Annotated in this window: 10 protein-coding genes; 3 read left to right on the top strand and 7 right to left on the bottom strand. The window is 67.2% G+C overall.

From position 1 onward, the window contains the following. Positions 1-98: 98 nt before the first annotated feature. Positions 99-1,037, bottom strand: a complete 939-nt coding sequence (locus tag D6860_RS11505) for a hydrogen peroxide-inducible genes activator (protein ID WP_076625155.1) — start codon at positions 1,035-1,037, stop codon at positions 99-101. A 180-nt stretch (positions 1,038-1,217) separates the two neighbouring features. Here D6860_RS11505 and katG point away from each other — a divergent pair, with 180 nt between their 5' ends. Then, positions 1,218-3,413: a catalase/peroxidase HPI gene (katG, locus tag D6860_RS11500; RefSeq protein ID WP_076625154.1), complete on the top strand. Its 2,196-nt coding sequence runs from the start codon at positions 1,218-1,220 to the stop codon at positions 3,411-3,413. Between the two features lie 537 nt (positions 3,414-3,950). Here the strand turns inward: katG and D6860_RS11495 are convergent. Genes D6860_RS11495 through ectA form a run of 4 tightly spaced genes read right to left on the bottom strand, consistent with a single transcriptional unit; the run spans position 3,951 to position 7,648 of the window. Further along, positions 3,951-5,378 (bottom strand): aspartate kinase, encoded by a 1,428-nt coding sequence (locus D6860_RS11495; protein ID WP_076625153.1) that lies wholly within the window; start codon positions 5,376-5,378, stop codon positions 3,951-3,953. Positions 5,379-5,381: 3 nt separating this feature from the next. Further along, positions 5,382-5,774, bottom strand: coding sequence for an ectoine synthase (locus D6860_RS11490; protein ID WP_017467352.1), 393 nt, complete (start codon positions 5,772-5,774; stop codon positions 5,382-5,384). Positions 5,775-5,780: 6 nt separating this feature from the next. Further along, the gene (gene ectB, locus D6860_RS11485; RefSeq protein WP_017467351.1) at positions 5,781-7,055 is read right to left on the bottom strand and encodes a diaminobutyrate--2-oxoglutarate transaminase; all 1,275 of its coding nucleotides are present in this window, start codon (positions 7,053-7,055) and stop codon (positions 5,781-5,783) included. 53 nt (positions 7,056-7,108) lie between these two features. Continuing rightward, entirely contained in the window at positions 7,109-7,648 is a 540-nt protein-coding gene (gene ectA / locus D6860_RS11480) for a diaminobutyrate acetyltransferase (protein WP_076625152.1), read from the bottom strand. A gap of 266 nt (positions 7,649-7,914) precedes the next feature. Here ectA and D6860_RS11475 point away from each other — a divergent pair, with 266 nt between their 5' ends. Next, complete coding sequence (locus D6860_RS11475) at positions 7,915-8,415, top strand: MarR family winged helix-turn-helix transcriptional regulator (protein WP_076625151.1); 501 nt, start codon at positions 7,915-7,917, stop codon at positions 8,413-8,415. A gap of 32 nt (positions 8,416-8,447) precedes the next feature. On the opposite strand, the gene D6860_RS11470 is transcribed toward D6860_RS11475, so the two are convergent. Next, complete coding sequence (locus D6860_RS11470) at positions 8,448-10,055, bottom strand: transcriptional regulator (RefSeq protein ID WP_076625150.1); 1,608 nt, start codon at positions 10,053-10,055, stop codon at positions 8,448-8,450. A gap of 196 nt (positions 10,056-10,251) precedes the next feature. Here D6860_RS11470 and D6860_RS11465 point away from each other — a divergent pair, with 196 nt between their 5' ends. Then, entirely contained in the window at positions 10,252-11,349 is a 1,098-nt protein-coding gene (locus D6860_RS11465; RefSeq protein ID WP_017467928.1) for a phosphatase PAP2 family protein, read from the top strand. Between the two features lie 84 nt (positions 11,350-11,433). Here the strand turns inward: D6860_RS11465 and D6860_RS11460 are convergent, their stop codons facing one another. Then, positions 11,434-13,455 carry a S8 family serine peptidase gene (locus D6860_RS11460; RefSeq protein ID WP_076625149.1) on the bottom strand — a complete coding sequence of 674 codons (2,022 nt, stop codon included), beginning with the start codon at positions 13,453-13,455 and terminating at the stop codon, positions 11,434-11,436. Between the last annotated feature and the right edge of the window lie 57 nt (positions 13,456-13,512).

Genomic DNA, 13,512 nt, shown 5'->3' with positions numbered 1-13,512 from the left:
CCGGCCCTTGAGGGGCCTGCGCCATTTTCGCCTTTGACGATCTGGGTCTCGCGACAGTCACGCGCGGGCAGCACCGCCCTGCAGCCGCGCGCCGCGTTTCAGGCGTGGCGGCTCGGTAAATCGCCCGGAGGTTCCGCGACCTCGGGGCGGGTCTGCCCGGCCTGCCGGACGATCCCCGCGATGTGCGAGAGTTGCTCGGCCAGCGGGTTCGACTTGCGCCAGACCATGCCGATGGTGCGGGTGGGGCGCGGTTCGGGCAGCCGCGCGAGCGACACCTGCGCCGACCGGGTCTCGATCGGCAGCGCCATCTCGGGGACCAGCGTCACGCCGATGCCCGCGCCGACCATCTGCACCAGCGTCGAAAGCGAGCTGCCCTCCATCAGGTCGCGCGCCACGCTGGGGGACATGTTGCAGAATGACAGCGCCTGGTTGCGGAAGCAGTGCCCCTCCTCGAGCAGCAGCAGCCGCATTTCCTGCAGCGCCTCCGGATCGGGCACCGGCTTGTCGGCCTCGGTGACGTGGCGCACCAGCACGAATTCCTCGTCGAACAGCGCGACCTCTTCGAGCGATGGCTCCGACACCGGCAGCGCGACGATCGCGGTGTCGAGGCGCGACGCCATCAGATCCTCGATCAGCGTGCCGGTGACCGCTTCGCGCGGGCGCAGGTCGAGCGCCGGGTAGTCGCGGGCAAGCGCGGTGATCACGTCGGGCAGCAGGTAGGGGGCCACGGTGGGGATGACGCCGATGCGCAGCCGGCCCACCAGCGGGCTCTGCGAGGCGCGGGCAAGGTCGGTCAGGTCGTCCACCGAGCGCAGGATGTCGCGCACCCGGTCGGCGAATTCCTCGCCAAGGCCGGTGAGCCGGATCTGCCGGTGGCCGCGTTCCACCAGCGGCGCGCCGACCAGCTGCTCGAGTTCGCGGATCTGCATCGACAGCGCCGGCTGGCTGATGGCGCAGGTCTCGGCGGCGCGTCCGAAATGCCCGAGACGGGCGAGCGCATCGAAATAGCGCAGGTGTTTCATCGACAGATTCAGCATCAGGGGAACTTATCGGATGTGTAAGAAAATGCAATTGGGCATTATCGCACGGGGCTGCTAGAACGATTCTAGGAAAGGAGAGGTGCCGAGCTTCAGACCGCTGCCACGCGGCGGTCGGAGACGAGATGGCAGCCTCTCCGGGCCAGGAAATTGCACACCAAGGGACTTCCGGAGGACAAAATGGACGGACATACGGTCGAAGGCGACCTCAACGAAAGCAGCCGGGGCAAATGCCCGGTCATGCACGGCGGTCTCACCGCCCTCAGCACCACGGTGATGGACTGGTGGCCGAACGCGCTGAACCTCGACATCCTGCACCAGCAGGACGCCAAGACGAAGCCCTACGGCGCCGACTTCAACTATCGTGAAGAGCTTGAGAAGCTCGACGTGGAAGCGCTGAAGGACGATCTGCGCAAGCTGATGAACGACAGCCAGGAGTGGTGGCCCGCCGATTGGGGCAGCTACGTCGGCATGTTCGCCCGCGTCGCATGGCACGCGGCGGGCTCCTACCGTCTGGCGGACGGCCGCGGTGGCGGCGGCACCGGCAACCAGCGCTTCGCGCCGCTGAACAGCTGGCCGGACAACGTCAACACCGACAAGGGCCGCCGCCTGCTGTGGCCGATCAAGAAGAAATACGGCAACAAGATCTCCTGGGCCGACCTGATGATCCTGTCGGGCACCATCGCCTACGAGGTCGCCGGCCTGAAGACCTTTGGCTTCGCCTTCGGTCGCGAGGACATCTGGCACCCCGAGAAGGACACCTACTGGGGCGCCGAGAAGGAATGGCTCGCGCCGTCCGACACCCGCTACGGCGACGTGTCGAAGCCCGAGACCATGGAGAACCCGCTCGCGGCGGTGCAGATGGGTCTCATCTACGTGAACCCCGAAGGCGTGAACGGCGAGCCCGACCCGCAGAAGACCGCCGACCAGGTGCGCGAGACTTTCGCCCGCATGGCGATGGACGACGTCGAGACCGCGGCGCTGACCGCCGGCGGCCACACCATCGGCAAGTGCCACGGCAACGGCAGCGCCGACGATCTCAGCCCCGAGCCTGAAGCGGCGGGCCCCGAGTACCAGGGCATCGGCTGGATGAACACCAAGGGCCGTGGCGTCGGTCGCGACACCGTGGTGTCGGGCATCGAGGGCGCCTGGACCAAGGAGCCCACGAAGTTCGACATGGGCTGGTTCGAGATGCTCTTCGGCCACGAGTGGGAGCTGAAGAAGTCGCCCGCCGGCGCCTTCCAGTGGATGCCGGTCGACATCAAGGAAGAGGACATGCCGGTCGACGTCGAGGACCCCTCGATCAAGGTCATGCCGATCATGACCGATGCCGACATGGCGATGAAGGTGGACCCGGTCTACAACGAGATCTGCCAGAAGTTCATGGCCGACCCGAAGTACTTCGAGGATGCCTTCGCCCGCGCCTGGTTCAAGCTGACGCATCGCGACATGGGCCCCAAGGCGCGTTACTTCGGCCCCGATGTGCCGCAGGAAGACCTTGTCTGGCAGGACCCGGTGCCCGCCGGTTCGACCGACTACGACGTCGCCGCCGTCAAGGCGAAGATCGCCGACGCCGGCCTGTCGCTCTCGGACATGGTCTCGACCGCTTGGGACAGCGCGCGCACCTACCGTGGTTCGGACATGCGTGGCGGTGCCAACGGTGCCCGCATCCGGCTTGCGCCGCAGAAGGACTGGGCCGGCAACGAGCCCGAGCGCCTGTCTGCCGTGCTCGCCAAGCTCGAGCCGATCGCGGCCGAGACCGGTGCCTCGATCGCCGACGTGATCGTGCTGGCAGGTAACCTCGGGGTCGAGCGGGCGGCGAAGGCCGCGGGCTTCGACATCGAGGTGCCCTTCACGCCGGGCCGCGGTGACGCGACCGACGAGATGACCGACGCCGAGAGCTTCGAGCCGCTCGAGCCGCTCGCGGACGGCTTCCGCAACTGGCAGAAGGAAGACTACGTGGTGAGCCCGGAAGAGATGCTTCTCGACCGTGCGCAGCTCATGGGCCTCACGGCGAGCGAGATGACCGTGCTGATCGGCGGCATGCGCGCCATGGGCACCAACCACGGCGGCAGCGAGCTGGGCGTGTTCACCGACCGCAAGGGCGCGCTGACCACGGACTTCTACGACGTGCTGACCGACATGCGCTACCAGTGGGTCCCGGTTGCCGGTGGCACCTACGAGATCCGCGACCGCAAGTCGGGCGAAGTGAAATACACCGCTTCGCGTGTCGACCTGGTGTTCGGCTCGAACTCGATCCTGCGGGCCTACGCCGAGGTCTACGCCCAGGACGACAACGCCGGCAAGTTCGTGCAGGACTTCGTTGCCGCCTGGACCAAGGTGATGGACGCGGACCGCTTCGACGTGGCGGCCTGATCCCCGGACCGGGGCGGTGCGCCGCCCCGCTTCGTCCGAATAGGCGTTATGAGCCCCGCGCTGCCGTTTCCGGCAGCGCGGGGTTTTTCCTTGCATGGTCTCCGCGCGTGCCGCGCGGGGCAGGGGGCGCTGCCCCCTCTGCGGCTGCGCCGCATTCACCCCCGAGGGTATTTGGAAAGAGAAGAAGGGGTCGGGCAGCGCCGGGTGCGGAGTGGGTTGCCGGATGATGGAGCGGCGGTGCGCGGGCCGGTGTCCGGGGCGTTCAGCTTGGTAGGCGGCGGCTCGCTTTGGACTCTGGTGCGTGTTCGACCCCGACATGGGTGGCTTGCGGGCGTGCGCGTTGCTTGTGCTGCCGGTGGCTCGTCATGTGGCGTGGCGGCCGCGTCGTCGGCCATGGGTGTCGGGCGAGTGCGCCAAGGGGGGCGAGGCGTCGAGAACGCGCCGGTGCCTGCGGCCGGACGGAACGGCGGCTTGGACATGAAAAAGCCCGCCCCGCGGAGTGCGGAGCGGGCGGTGTGTCGGTCAGAAGGGCCTGGCTCAGGCGGCTTTCTGAATGGCCGGGCTGCTGTCCTCGATGAAGGTCTTGTGCAGCGCCTTGATGACCGGCTTGAGGATGTCGCGCTCGAGGATGAACTGCACGTCCACGTTGCGCGGCCCCTGGGTGGCACCGATCGCCTCGAGGCCGCCATCGGCGATGGCCACGAGCCCGCGCTGAAGGACCGACAGTCCGTTCAGGTCGCGACCGATGACCGAGGCCATGGCCAGGGTGCGCGAGGTGATCTGCGCCGAGGGGTAGTGCTTCTCGAGATCCTTCTCCACGCGGCGCATCGTGCTGAGCGAGGCATCCACGTAGTGCGTGATCGTGTTGGCGTTGGACACCTTGGACACGATGCGCACGTCGTGACGCGTCAGCACGTCGAGGATCGTGGCGTCATAGCCCTTCACGCCGACCATGTCCTGTTCGAACACTTCCAGCGCGATGATGTCGAGGCCGGTGACGATCTCGACCGCCGGGTTTTCGGCAGGCTTGTCGTCGATCAGCGTGCCCGGGTCCTCGGGCTCGAAGGCGTTGGTCACGCGCAGCGGCACGTCGGCCTGGCGCAGCGTCTTGGCGGCCTTCGGGTGGATCGCCTCCATCCCCATGTTGGAGAGCTGGTCCGCCACGTCGTAGTTCGTACGGCCGAGCTTGCGCACCGCCTCTGCACCGACGAGGTTCGGGTCGGCGGAGGACAGGTGGAACTCCTTGTGGATGATGGCTTCGCGCGCGCCGGTAAGGGCAGCGAGATGCGAGAAGGTGACCTCGGAGTAGCCGCGGTCGAACTCGCGCATCAGGCCTTCCTTGCACTGGGCGTAGCCGGTGACGATCGGCATCTCGCGCATCGGGTCGACGCCTTCCATGGCACCGAGGATGCGTTCCTCGAGGGTCACGTCGCCTTCGCCGCGCCAGCCGCTGAGGTCCACGAGGCGGGCATCGACGCCGGCGCGCTGAAGCATCAGCACGGTGACGAAGGCCGAATGCGCCTCGCCGAGACCGGAGAGCAGTTCACGGGTCTGCAGCATGTGCTCGGACAGGCGGAAGTGGCCGTAGGAGCACACGCGCGCCAGATCGATCAGGCAGTTGCGGGCCCCGTCGATGCGGGTGCGGACGAAATCCGTCGCCAGCTGCACGTCGCCGTCGTGGTCGAGCACCTCCTTGTGCGCTTCGATCATCGCATCGCCGACGCGGTTCAGCGCATCGTGCCACCCGTGGCTGTTGTCGGACGCGGCGAACTGGCCGTAGACGCCAGGCTCGCCGGTCTTCTTGTGCTCGAGCAGCAGGTTGGTGATGCCGCCGAAGGCGGAGACCACGAAGATGCGGCCGTAGAGATCATCGCCCTTGCGGTCACCGATCAGCAGCTCGTCGCGCAGTTCGTTGACGCGGGACATCGACGTCCCGCCGATCTTTTCAACCGTGTGCTGGGCCATGGCTTACGCCACCTCCTCGGCCGGGGCGTAGGAGCCGTCTTCGCGGTGCACCTCCTTGCCGGTGACCGGCGGGTTGAAGCAGCAGGCCATGTGCAGGTCTTCCTCGGCACGCAGCGTGTGCTTGTCGTGCAGGTTCAGCGCATACATCACGCCCGGCTTGATCTCGTGCGTCTCGCCGGTGGCAAGGTCGGTGATCGAGCCCTTGCCGGCCATGCAGTAGACGCTCTCGAAGTGGTGCTTGTAGTGGAACGTGTGCTCCGAGCCCGCCTCGAGGATGGTGATGTGGAACGAGAAGCCCATGCCATCGTCGGCCAGCAGCATCCGGGTGGAGGTCCACTGCGCGTCGGCCACGTGCTTGTCGGTTTTCTTGAGTTCGTTGAAGTCGCGAACGATCATGATGATTTACTCCGCTGCAATCTGGTTGTTCTCGGTCAGGGCGGCACGGGTGGCGTCGCGAAGGATCTCGAAGCCCTTCTCGAACTGCTCTTCCGTGGTGGTCAGCGGTGCGAGCACCTTGACCACTTCGTCGTGCGCGCCCGAGGTCTCGATGATGAGGCCACGCTTGAACGCTTCGGCACAGATCTTCTCGGCAAGGTCGCCCGAGCCGACGTCGACACCGCGCATCAGGCCACGGCCCTTGAGACGGGCACCGTCGACCATGTCGGCGATCGAGGTCAGGCCCATTTCGATGGTGCGGGCCTTCGACTTGAGCTCGGTCTGGAACGAGTCGTCCTTCCAGAACTTCTCGAGCGCCACGCGGGCGGTGACGAAGGCATGGGTGTTGCCGCGGAAGGTGCCGTTGTGCTCGGCCGGCTTCCAGACGTCGAGCTCCGGCTTGAGCAGCAGCGCCGCGAACGGCAGGCCCATGCCCGAGAGCGACTTGGCCATCGGCACCATGTCGGGCTCGATGCCCATCTCCTCGAAGGAGAAGAAGGTGCCGGTGCGGCCGATCCCTGCCTGGATGTCGTCGAGGATCAGCAGCGCGCCGTTCTTCTTGGCGAGCGCCGCGATGCCACGCAGCCATTCGGCGGATGCGGCGTTCAGGCCGCCTTCGCCCTGGACCGGCTCGACGAGGAACGCGGCCGGAGCGTCGAGGCCCGAGGACGGGTTCTCGAGCATGAACTCGATCTGGTCGAGCGTGTTCACGTCCGGGCCCATCGCGCCGTCGTAGGGAAGGTGGGTGACACCTTGTAGCGGCATCGCGCCACCGTTCCGCTTGCCGGCATTGCCGGTCGCGGCGAGTGCGCCCATGGTCATGCCGTGGAAGCCGTTGGTGAAGGCCACGATGTTATGGCGGCCGGTCGTCTTGCGCGCCAGCTTCATGGCGGCTTCGACGGCGTTGGTGCCGGTCGGGCCGACCATCATCACCTTGTGGTCCATGCCGCGCGGCTTGAGGATGATGTCCTCGAACGCGGTCAGGAAGGCCTCTTTCTGCTCGGTGTGCATGTCGAGACCATGGGTGACGCCATCGTTCGAGATGTGCTCGATGAGCGCCGCCTTCATGTCGGGGTCGTTGTGACCGTAGTTCAGCGACGAGCAACCGGCGAGAAAGTCGATGTAGTCGGTGCCCTTCTCGTCCGTGAGGATCGAGCCGCTGGCCTTCACGAAGCTGGTCGGAAAGCTACGGCAGTAGGAGCGCGCTTCGCTTTCGCGGCGCGTGTAGATATCGGGATTCATGAGACGTCCTTTCGTCTGATGTTCGTCAGGAAGTAGGGCCGGGCGGGCGCACCTCAAGCGGCGCGCAGCACTTCGGCCTCTTCCCGGGGCAGCGAGATCGTCACCATGTGCTCGGTGTCGTGCTGCCCGTCGAAGTGAATGTCCTTGACGTAATGGGGTTCATCGGTCAGCTCGCCGCCGATATTGCGGGCGAAGCTGCGGAAGAGACCCCAGGAAGCATCGTTGTCCTCGGTGATCGTCGTCTTGAGTTCCTTGGCGTCGGCGCACTCGTCGCGGTTCACCAGATGCGTCAGCATCTTGCGACCGAGACCAAGACCGCGCGCCTTGGAGCTCACGGCGACCTGCCACACGAAGAAGGCCTCCTGTCCGGGGATCATGTGACCCGAAATCCAGCCCACGACATCGCCATCGAGCTCGGCCACGACACAGGTGTCGCGGAAGTGCTCGGCCTGCACGATGTTGCAGTACATGGAGTTTTCGTCGAGCGGCTTGCACGCGCGCACGAGCTCCCAGATGGCGGCGCCATCGGTCGACTCAGGCTTACGGAGCACGAGTGCATCCTGTTTGCGGGGCGTGAAGCTGTCTTTCGGCATCGGGTGGTCCCTCTCTTTCGCTTTGGAAGATAAACTAGGGATGCCGCGGAAAAGTTTCAAGTGATAAAGTATTTTCGGCGGAAAAACGTCACCATTGGCCGCTTTATACTGATATTACTGGAAAAATTCGAAGGGCTTGAAAAATTTCTGTCCGGGGATATCCTTAGTGACACGAAACAAACCCGGTCGATGCTTCGATACTTGAAGGATTTGACCGATTCATGCAACCAAGGGCCATTCGCCAGCTATGAAAGGGCAGGGGTCCGATGGATCGAACGGATGAAAGCTTGATCGCATTGCGCCGCATATTGCGGGCCACCGAGCTCTATGAACGCGACCTCGCCAGTGCCGCGGGCGTCACGCCGGCAAAGCTGCGCGTGATGCAGATCGTACAGATGAAAGGCGGCAGCGCGACCCCCAAGGCGCTCGCGACCCAGATGGGCGTGAGCCAGGCCACGATCACGGGGCTGGTCGACAAGCTCGTCAAGGACAGCATGGTCAGTCGCGTCCCCTCCGAGCGGGACCGGCGGCAGATCAACGTGACACTCACGCCGCGCGGCCTCGAGACGCTCAGCCGCGCACCGGACGCGCTTCAGCAGCGCTTCGTGCGCGAGTTCGAACAGCTCGAGGACTGGGAGCAGGCACAGCTTCTGTCATCGCTCGAACGCGTTGCCACGATGCTTGACGCGCGCGACATCGACGCCTCGCCGGTTCTGACCGTGGGTGCGCTCGATACGGACAAGAGCGAGCGCAAGCGCGCCTCCTGAGCGGGGCGCGCCCATTCCATTTCAGTGAAAATCTAAAGCAGGGCGCGGATCGGTTCGAGAAGGCCGTTCCGTCTCAGCGTGCGCACCGGGTAACTCTCGTCGTTGACGATCTGGTCGAGGGTGAATCCCGGCTCGATCTTGGCGAGCTTCACCGCCGTCGCCTGCGCCTTGTCGAGCTGGCCGTCGAGCGCGTAGAGCGCGAGCAGGTGCCGGTGCGCCGGACGTGACAGTGGGGCCGAGCGCGCGGCGGCCTCGCCGGCCTCGATCGCCTCCTGTGCGCGGTTGCAGGCGATGGCGATGATGCAGTGCCCCATGTCCCACCACTGCCGGAAGGGCGAGTTGCGGGCGATCGCCCGGCCCCGTGCGGAGGCATCGAAGGCTGCGGCAAGATCCCCCTTCATCATGTGCGCCTCGGCAAGCGATTTCCACGCGAAGGCCGAGGCGGGGTTGCGGTCCACCGCCGTCTCGGCAAGGTCGAAGGCGCCGTAGGCATCGCGCTGCGCGGTGCCGCGCACCTTGCTGATGAGCGCGTGCACCAGCGGATTGTCCTCGGAGTCCTCGATGGCGCGATAGTTGAGCGCGATGGCCTCTTCGCGCAGCGCGTCGCGGTCGTCCTCGAGCAGCTCCATCAACTGGATCATCCGCACCATGCTGCTCCAGGCGAGGTAGATGCCGTTGCCGTCCAGCTCGTGCGCCTGCCGCAGCAGCGTGTAGGCCTCGCGCAGGGCGTCGCGCTCGAAGCTGAACATCCGGTACATGCTGAGCCGCGACAGCGCCGTCGCGCGGCTTTCGGGCCGGGCACTGTCGAGCACCTGCGGCAGCTTGCCGATGATGCAGTCCGCGGCCTCGAACACCAGCTTGGCGACCTGCTGTTCCGAGGTCAGCACGTCCTCGAGATGGCGCACCTTCTGCAGCTTGGAATAAAGGATCCGCCCGCTCGGCAGGTGTATGCCCTTCACGAAGACCGTGTGCCCGCCCTCGGATGCGAGGATGTCGCAGGTCACCGACAGGTCGGCGGGCGGCAGCTCGGCCGGAAAGTCCGGGTCATTGGCCTGCCGCCACGCGCGGATCTGCTCGCCGATGTTCTCGCCGATCTGGTTGGCGAGGATCTCGGCCATCAGGTCGCTTTCGTCGGTCGTGGCGCCGTGCGAGGCGGTGCTGCAGCTGATGAGAATGCCCTTGGCCTCGCGCGGGGCGGCGCGGGCGATCCGCGCCTGCAGGTCGGCGCGCTCCATCCGCAGCCATTCCTCGAACTCCGGGTCGCGGGCGTCCAGCCCCTCCAGAAGCTCGACGCGCGCATCGAGCGGCGGGCCGTCCTCGATCAGATCGACGCGCACGCGGGCCCGGTCCAGCGCGACCGAGGCGCGGTCGGCCTGAAGGATGTCGGCAAATGGGCCCAGCGCGCCGCGCAGCTTGCTCAGCGCCTGCCTCAGGTTGGCGCTGGCCTGCTCCGGGCCGAACTGGCTCCAGAGCTTGTCCTCGAGCCAGCGGCGCGGGCGCGTCATCTCGGGCGCAAGCGCGAGCAGGGCGAGCAGCGCCTGGTTCTTCGCCCCCTTGGGCGTGAGCACGCTGCCGTTGCCGCCCTCGGCGTGCAGCGGGCCAAGAACCGATATGCGGATCGGCAACGCGGTTTCGCTCATGCAGGTGTCCGTCTCGGGGAATGCTTCAGGCCGGAGCCTAGCATTGTGCCCCGAAGGCGGCAACGATCGTGAAACTTGCGTGAATCGCGATGGAATTTCCTTTCGCGCGTTGCGTCGGTTGGGCAGTATTCCGCCACTTTGACGTGAAATTCGTCGCTTTGACTATTTTGGGGCTGTCCGCCCGGGGAGATTGCAGATGCCGATTTACGGACATGAAGGCCACGAGGGCCATGAAGGTCACGAGGGACACGAAGGCCATGAGGGGCACGAAGGTCACGAGGGCCACGAGGGCGGCGGCGGATCCGGCGCGCTGAGCTCTGCGCTTGGCCGGGCGCGCGACGGCACGCTCGGTTACTGGGACGGCAAGCCCTCGCGCGACGTGAACCGGGTCGAGGGGCGCGAGGCCTGGCTGGCGGTGAAGCGGCTCGACACGGTGCCGCGCCGGGCGGTGATGGACCAGGCGATCCAGGGCCTGTTCGGCGTCAGCTTCGATCGCAGCGATGCGCCGAACGTCACCGGAGCGCTGACCTTGCAGGGCACGCCGCTGGTGACGCTCGAGCGCCCGAAGATGTCGGTGCTGCGCGACCACCAGCTGCCCTACCTGCGCGCGGCGGCGGACCTGCGCGGCGACCGGCTGACCGAGATCCGGGTCGAGACGAGCAACATCCAGTCGTTCTTTGCCGGGGTCAGCTACATGTCCTCGGGGGCGACGAAATGGTCGCTGGCGCTGACTCAGGCGATCTTCCGGCTCTGCACCCATGTCGAGATGCCGATCAAGCTGGGCTTCGACGTGCCGCGCCCGATCACCTTTGCCTACGAGGTGCAGCCGATCATCCAGACCCCCGGTCACGGCGCCTGGCCGAGCGGGCACGCCACCGAAAGCTTTGCCGGTGCCACGCTGCTCTCATTCCTGTTCCAGGACACCGACTGGGCTGAGCCTGCGCCCTTCGCGCCGCGCGAGCTGCTGGCGGCGCAGACCCCGCTCTACCGGCATGCCGAGCGCATCGCCATCAACCGCACCGTGGCGGGCGTGCATTTCCCGACCGACAGCATGGCGGGGGCGGTGCTCGGGGTGACGCTTGCCGAGGCGCTGGTCAACCTGCTCGAGGGCCGCGACAAGACCACCGCGCGCAGCTACCACGGCGCCGACTACGCCGGTGACTTCAACCTGTCGCTCCTCGATGCCGAGATCGACCCGGCGGGCGCGATCACCGAGACCGAGATCGACATCGACCCCGAGGCGGTGCCGGCGTGGCTGCGCGCGATGTGGGCCGAGGCGAAGACCGAGGCCTGAGGCGATCCGCGCAGGGAAAGGGATGCAGGGAAAGGGATCCTGGACCCGGGGCCGCGTGGCTCCGGGCCCATTTTGCGCCTCCCGTCAGGTCGATGGCTCCACGACGTAGTCGCCCAGCCGGGACCGCCGGTCGCGCGGCACCTCATGCAGCGCAAGAGCCGGGCTGGCCAGATCCGCCACATGCGGGCTGGTGGCATTGGCCTTGAGCGTCGTGGCAGAGAGCGCGAGTGCCCGGGTCAGGCGCCCCGCGGCGGCGCTCGTACCGTTGAGCGCGCGGCTGCTGCCGCTCAGTGTGCCGCTGGCCAGCACCCCGGCCCGAATGCGGCTGCGATCGGCGACGGTGGCGACGGTCGGGCCCTCGACCGACCAGTGTGCGCCTTCGCCGGTGTAGTCGGCGGGGGGCAGGTCGTCGTCTTCACGGCTGCATCGCGCGGCGCCGACCAGAAACACCTGCCGCGCGGTCGACGAGGCCAGCGCGTTGTGGCTTCCGGCGTGGCGGATGGCGCCCGGCGACGAAAGGGCGGAGTAGTCGAGATAACCGGCGCTCCAGTCGTGCGCGCCGGGGTCGTCGAAGTAGCTTTGCCGGGCCCGCGCCCGGTAACCGCTCAGGCTGTCGTCGCGCTGGATCTGCAGCACGAGGTTCAGCCGCGCGCGCGTCTCGTAGCGGCAGTGCAGGCGCCAGCGGCCCGCCGGTGCCAGCGGTTCGCGGTGGCGGGAGTCGGTCGGGCCGATGGCCAGAAGGTAGTGCGCGCGCTGCACGGTTTCGGAATCGAGCCTTCGCTCCGGCACGTGGTAGATCCGCGCCACTGCCTTGTCGCCCCGCATGAGGCTGCGCGTCTCGCCCGGCGCCACCTGAACGAACCCCGAGGCAAGCCCCGCCGGCGTCTCGAGCGACAGTGCCAGCCCGTCGAGGCTTTGGCCCGGGGCGGCGCGCAGCTCGAGAAAGCTCTCGGTCTGGTCGCCCGGCTGGATCCTCCAGTCGACCGCCTGCGTGTCATCGTCTTCGTCGCGCACGATGGCGAAGTCGAGCCCGGCCACCAGCCGCTTGCGGTAGTCGTTGCCGAAGGACCAGACCACCCGCACCGGCTGTTTCTTCACGCGCTCCCATTCCGCCGCCTCGCGGGCGAGCTGGTAGCTGGCGAAGCGCGAGCCGTCCTTGGGTCCGGCGAGCATCCCCAGCGACAGGTTGACGATGACCGGCGCGCGCGGATCTATGGCCTCGGCCTGCCGCAGGATCCAGCGCATCGCCTGCACGACGTAGCTCTCGAACCTGGTCCCCGAGGTGTCGGCCACCGCCTGCGGCGGCAGCTGGACCGCGAGCAGCGGCCAGTCGCGGGCAGGGTCGCGGGCGTCGTCGGGATCGGCTCCGGCGGCGAGGTCGAGCATATGGGTGCCGTGGCTGGTGCCGTGATCGGTCGAGCGCCGCGCGTCGTGGCGTGCCAGCCGGGCATTCTGATCGGCGTAGACCGCGGCTTCGTTGAGCGCGGGCCCGGCCTGCAAGAGCGTGTCGATCTCCTCGCGGGTCAGCACCTCGCCAAGGCAGGCGCGGCGGCTTCCGGCTTCGCGGCGTTCGAGGGCCTGAAGCCAGACCGCGTGGAAGCGGCTGTGCGTGCCCTTGCGGAACCGCGCGTTGAGAAAGCCGATGCCGTCGTCGACGATGGCGACGATGGGTTGCGCGGGTGTGCCTGCCTCCAGGGCCGCCGGGCCGGGCAGGGCATCGGTGTCGGGGATGCCCGAGGGATCGAGCGCGACGGGCGTGCCGGTGTCGAGAACGTCGAAGAGCGCGGCATGCTCCGCGTCGGGCGTGCCGAGGGCGCGGTAGAGGGCGTATTCGTCGGGAAGCCCAGCGTCGGGATCCGTGGCGGCACAGCGCCGCGCCAGCACCGCCTGCTCGAACGGCTCCATGAGCAACGGGGCGCGCTCGTCCTTTACCAGCCCGAGCAGCGTTTGCCGGGCCGTGCGGCCCGGCGTCTTCAGTCGCACGAAGATCGGCTCGAATACGGCATTCCCGACCGGGGGCTCGCGGCGCTGCCGCAACTCCCACGAGAAATCGATGTAGGGGTCGCGGAAATCGGACGCTTCGGCGTCGGTCCAGATCAGCGCCATGGCGGGCTCCTTGCAAAAGGTCTTGAAACTATGCGGCCAGCAAAGCCGTGGTTGACG

It is taken from the genome of Salipiger sp. D13 (assembly GCF_003703915.1).
GTDB lineage: Bacteria > Pseudomonadota > Alphaproteobacteria > Rhodobacterales > Rhodobacteraceae > Salipiger > Salipiger profundus.
Note: the sequence above shows the minus strand (reverse complement) of the source record. Positions and strands in the feature narration are given on the sequence as shown.

Excerpts from the sequence above, each read along its gene's own strand:
- D6860_RS11470 (WP_076625150.1), bottom strand. The coding sequence starts at position 10,055 with ATGAGCGAAACCGCGTTGCCGATCCGCATATCGGTTCTTGGCCCGCTG.
- ectB (WP_017467351.1), bottom strand. The coding sequence starts at position 7,055 with ATGAATCCCGATATCTACACGCGCCGCGAAAGCGAAGCGCGCTCCTAC.
- D6860_RS11460 (WP_076625149.1), bottom strand. The coding sequence starts at position 13,455 with ATGGCGCTGATCTGGACCGACGCCGAAGCGTCCGATTTCCGCGACCCC.
- D6860_RS11475 (WP_076625151.1), top strand. The coding sequence starts at position 7,915 with ATGGATCGAACGGATGAAAGCTTGATCGCATTGCGCCGCATATTGCGG.
- D6860_RS11495 (WP_076625153.1), bottom strand. The coding sequence starts at position 5,378 with ATGGCCCAGCACACGGTTGAAAAGATCGGCGGGACGTCGATGTCCCGC.
- D6860_RS11505 (WP_076625155.1), bottom strand. The coding sequence starts at position 1,037 with ATGCTGAATCTGTCGATGAAACACCTGCGCTATTTCGATGCGCTCGCC.
- D6860_RS11490 (WP_017467352.1), bottom strand. The coding sequence starts at position 5,774 with ATGATCGTTCGCGACTTCAACGAACTCAAGAAAACCGACAAGCACGTG.
- katG (WP_076625154.1), top strand. The coding sequence starts at position 1,218 with ATGGACGGACATACGGTCGAAGGCGACCTCAACGAAAGCAGCCGGGGC.
- ectA (WP_076625152.1), bottom strand. The coding sequence starts at position 7,648 with ATGCCGAAAGACAGCTTCACGCCCCGCAAACAGGATGCACTCGTGCTC.
- D6860_RS11465 (WP_017467928.1), top strand. The coding sequence starts at position 10,252 with ATGCCGATTTACGGACATGAAGGCCACGAGGGCCATGAAGGTCACGAG.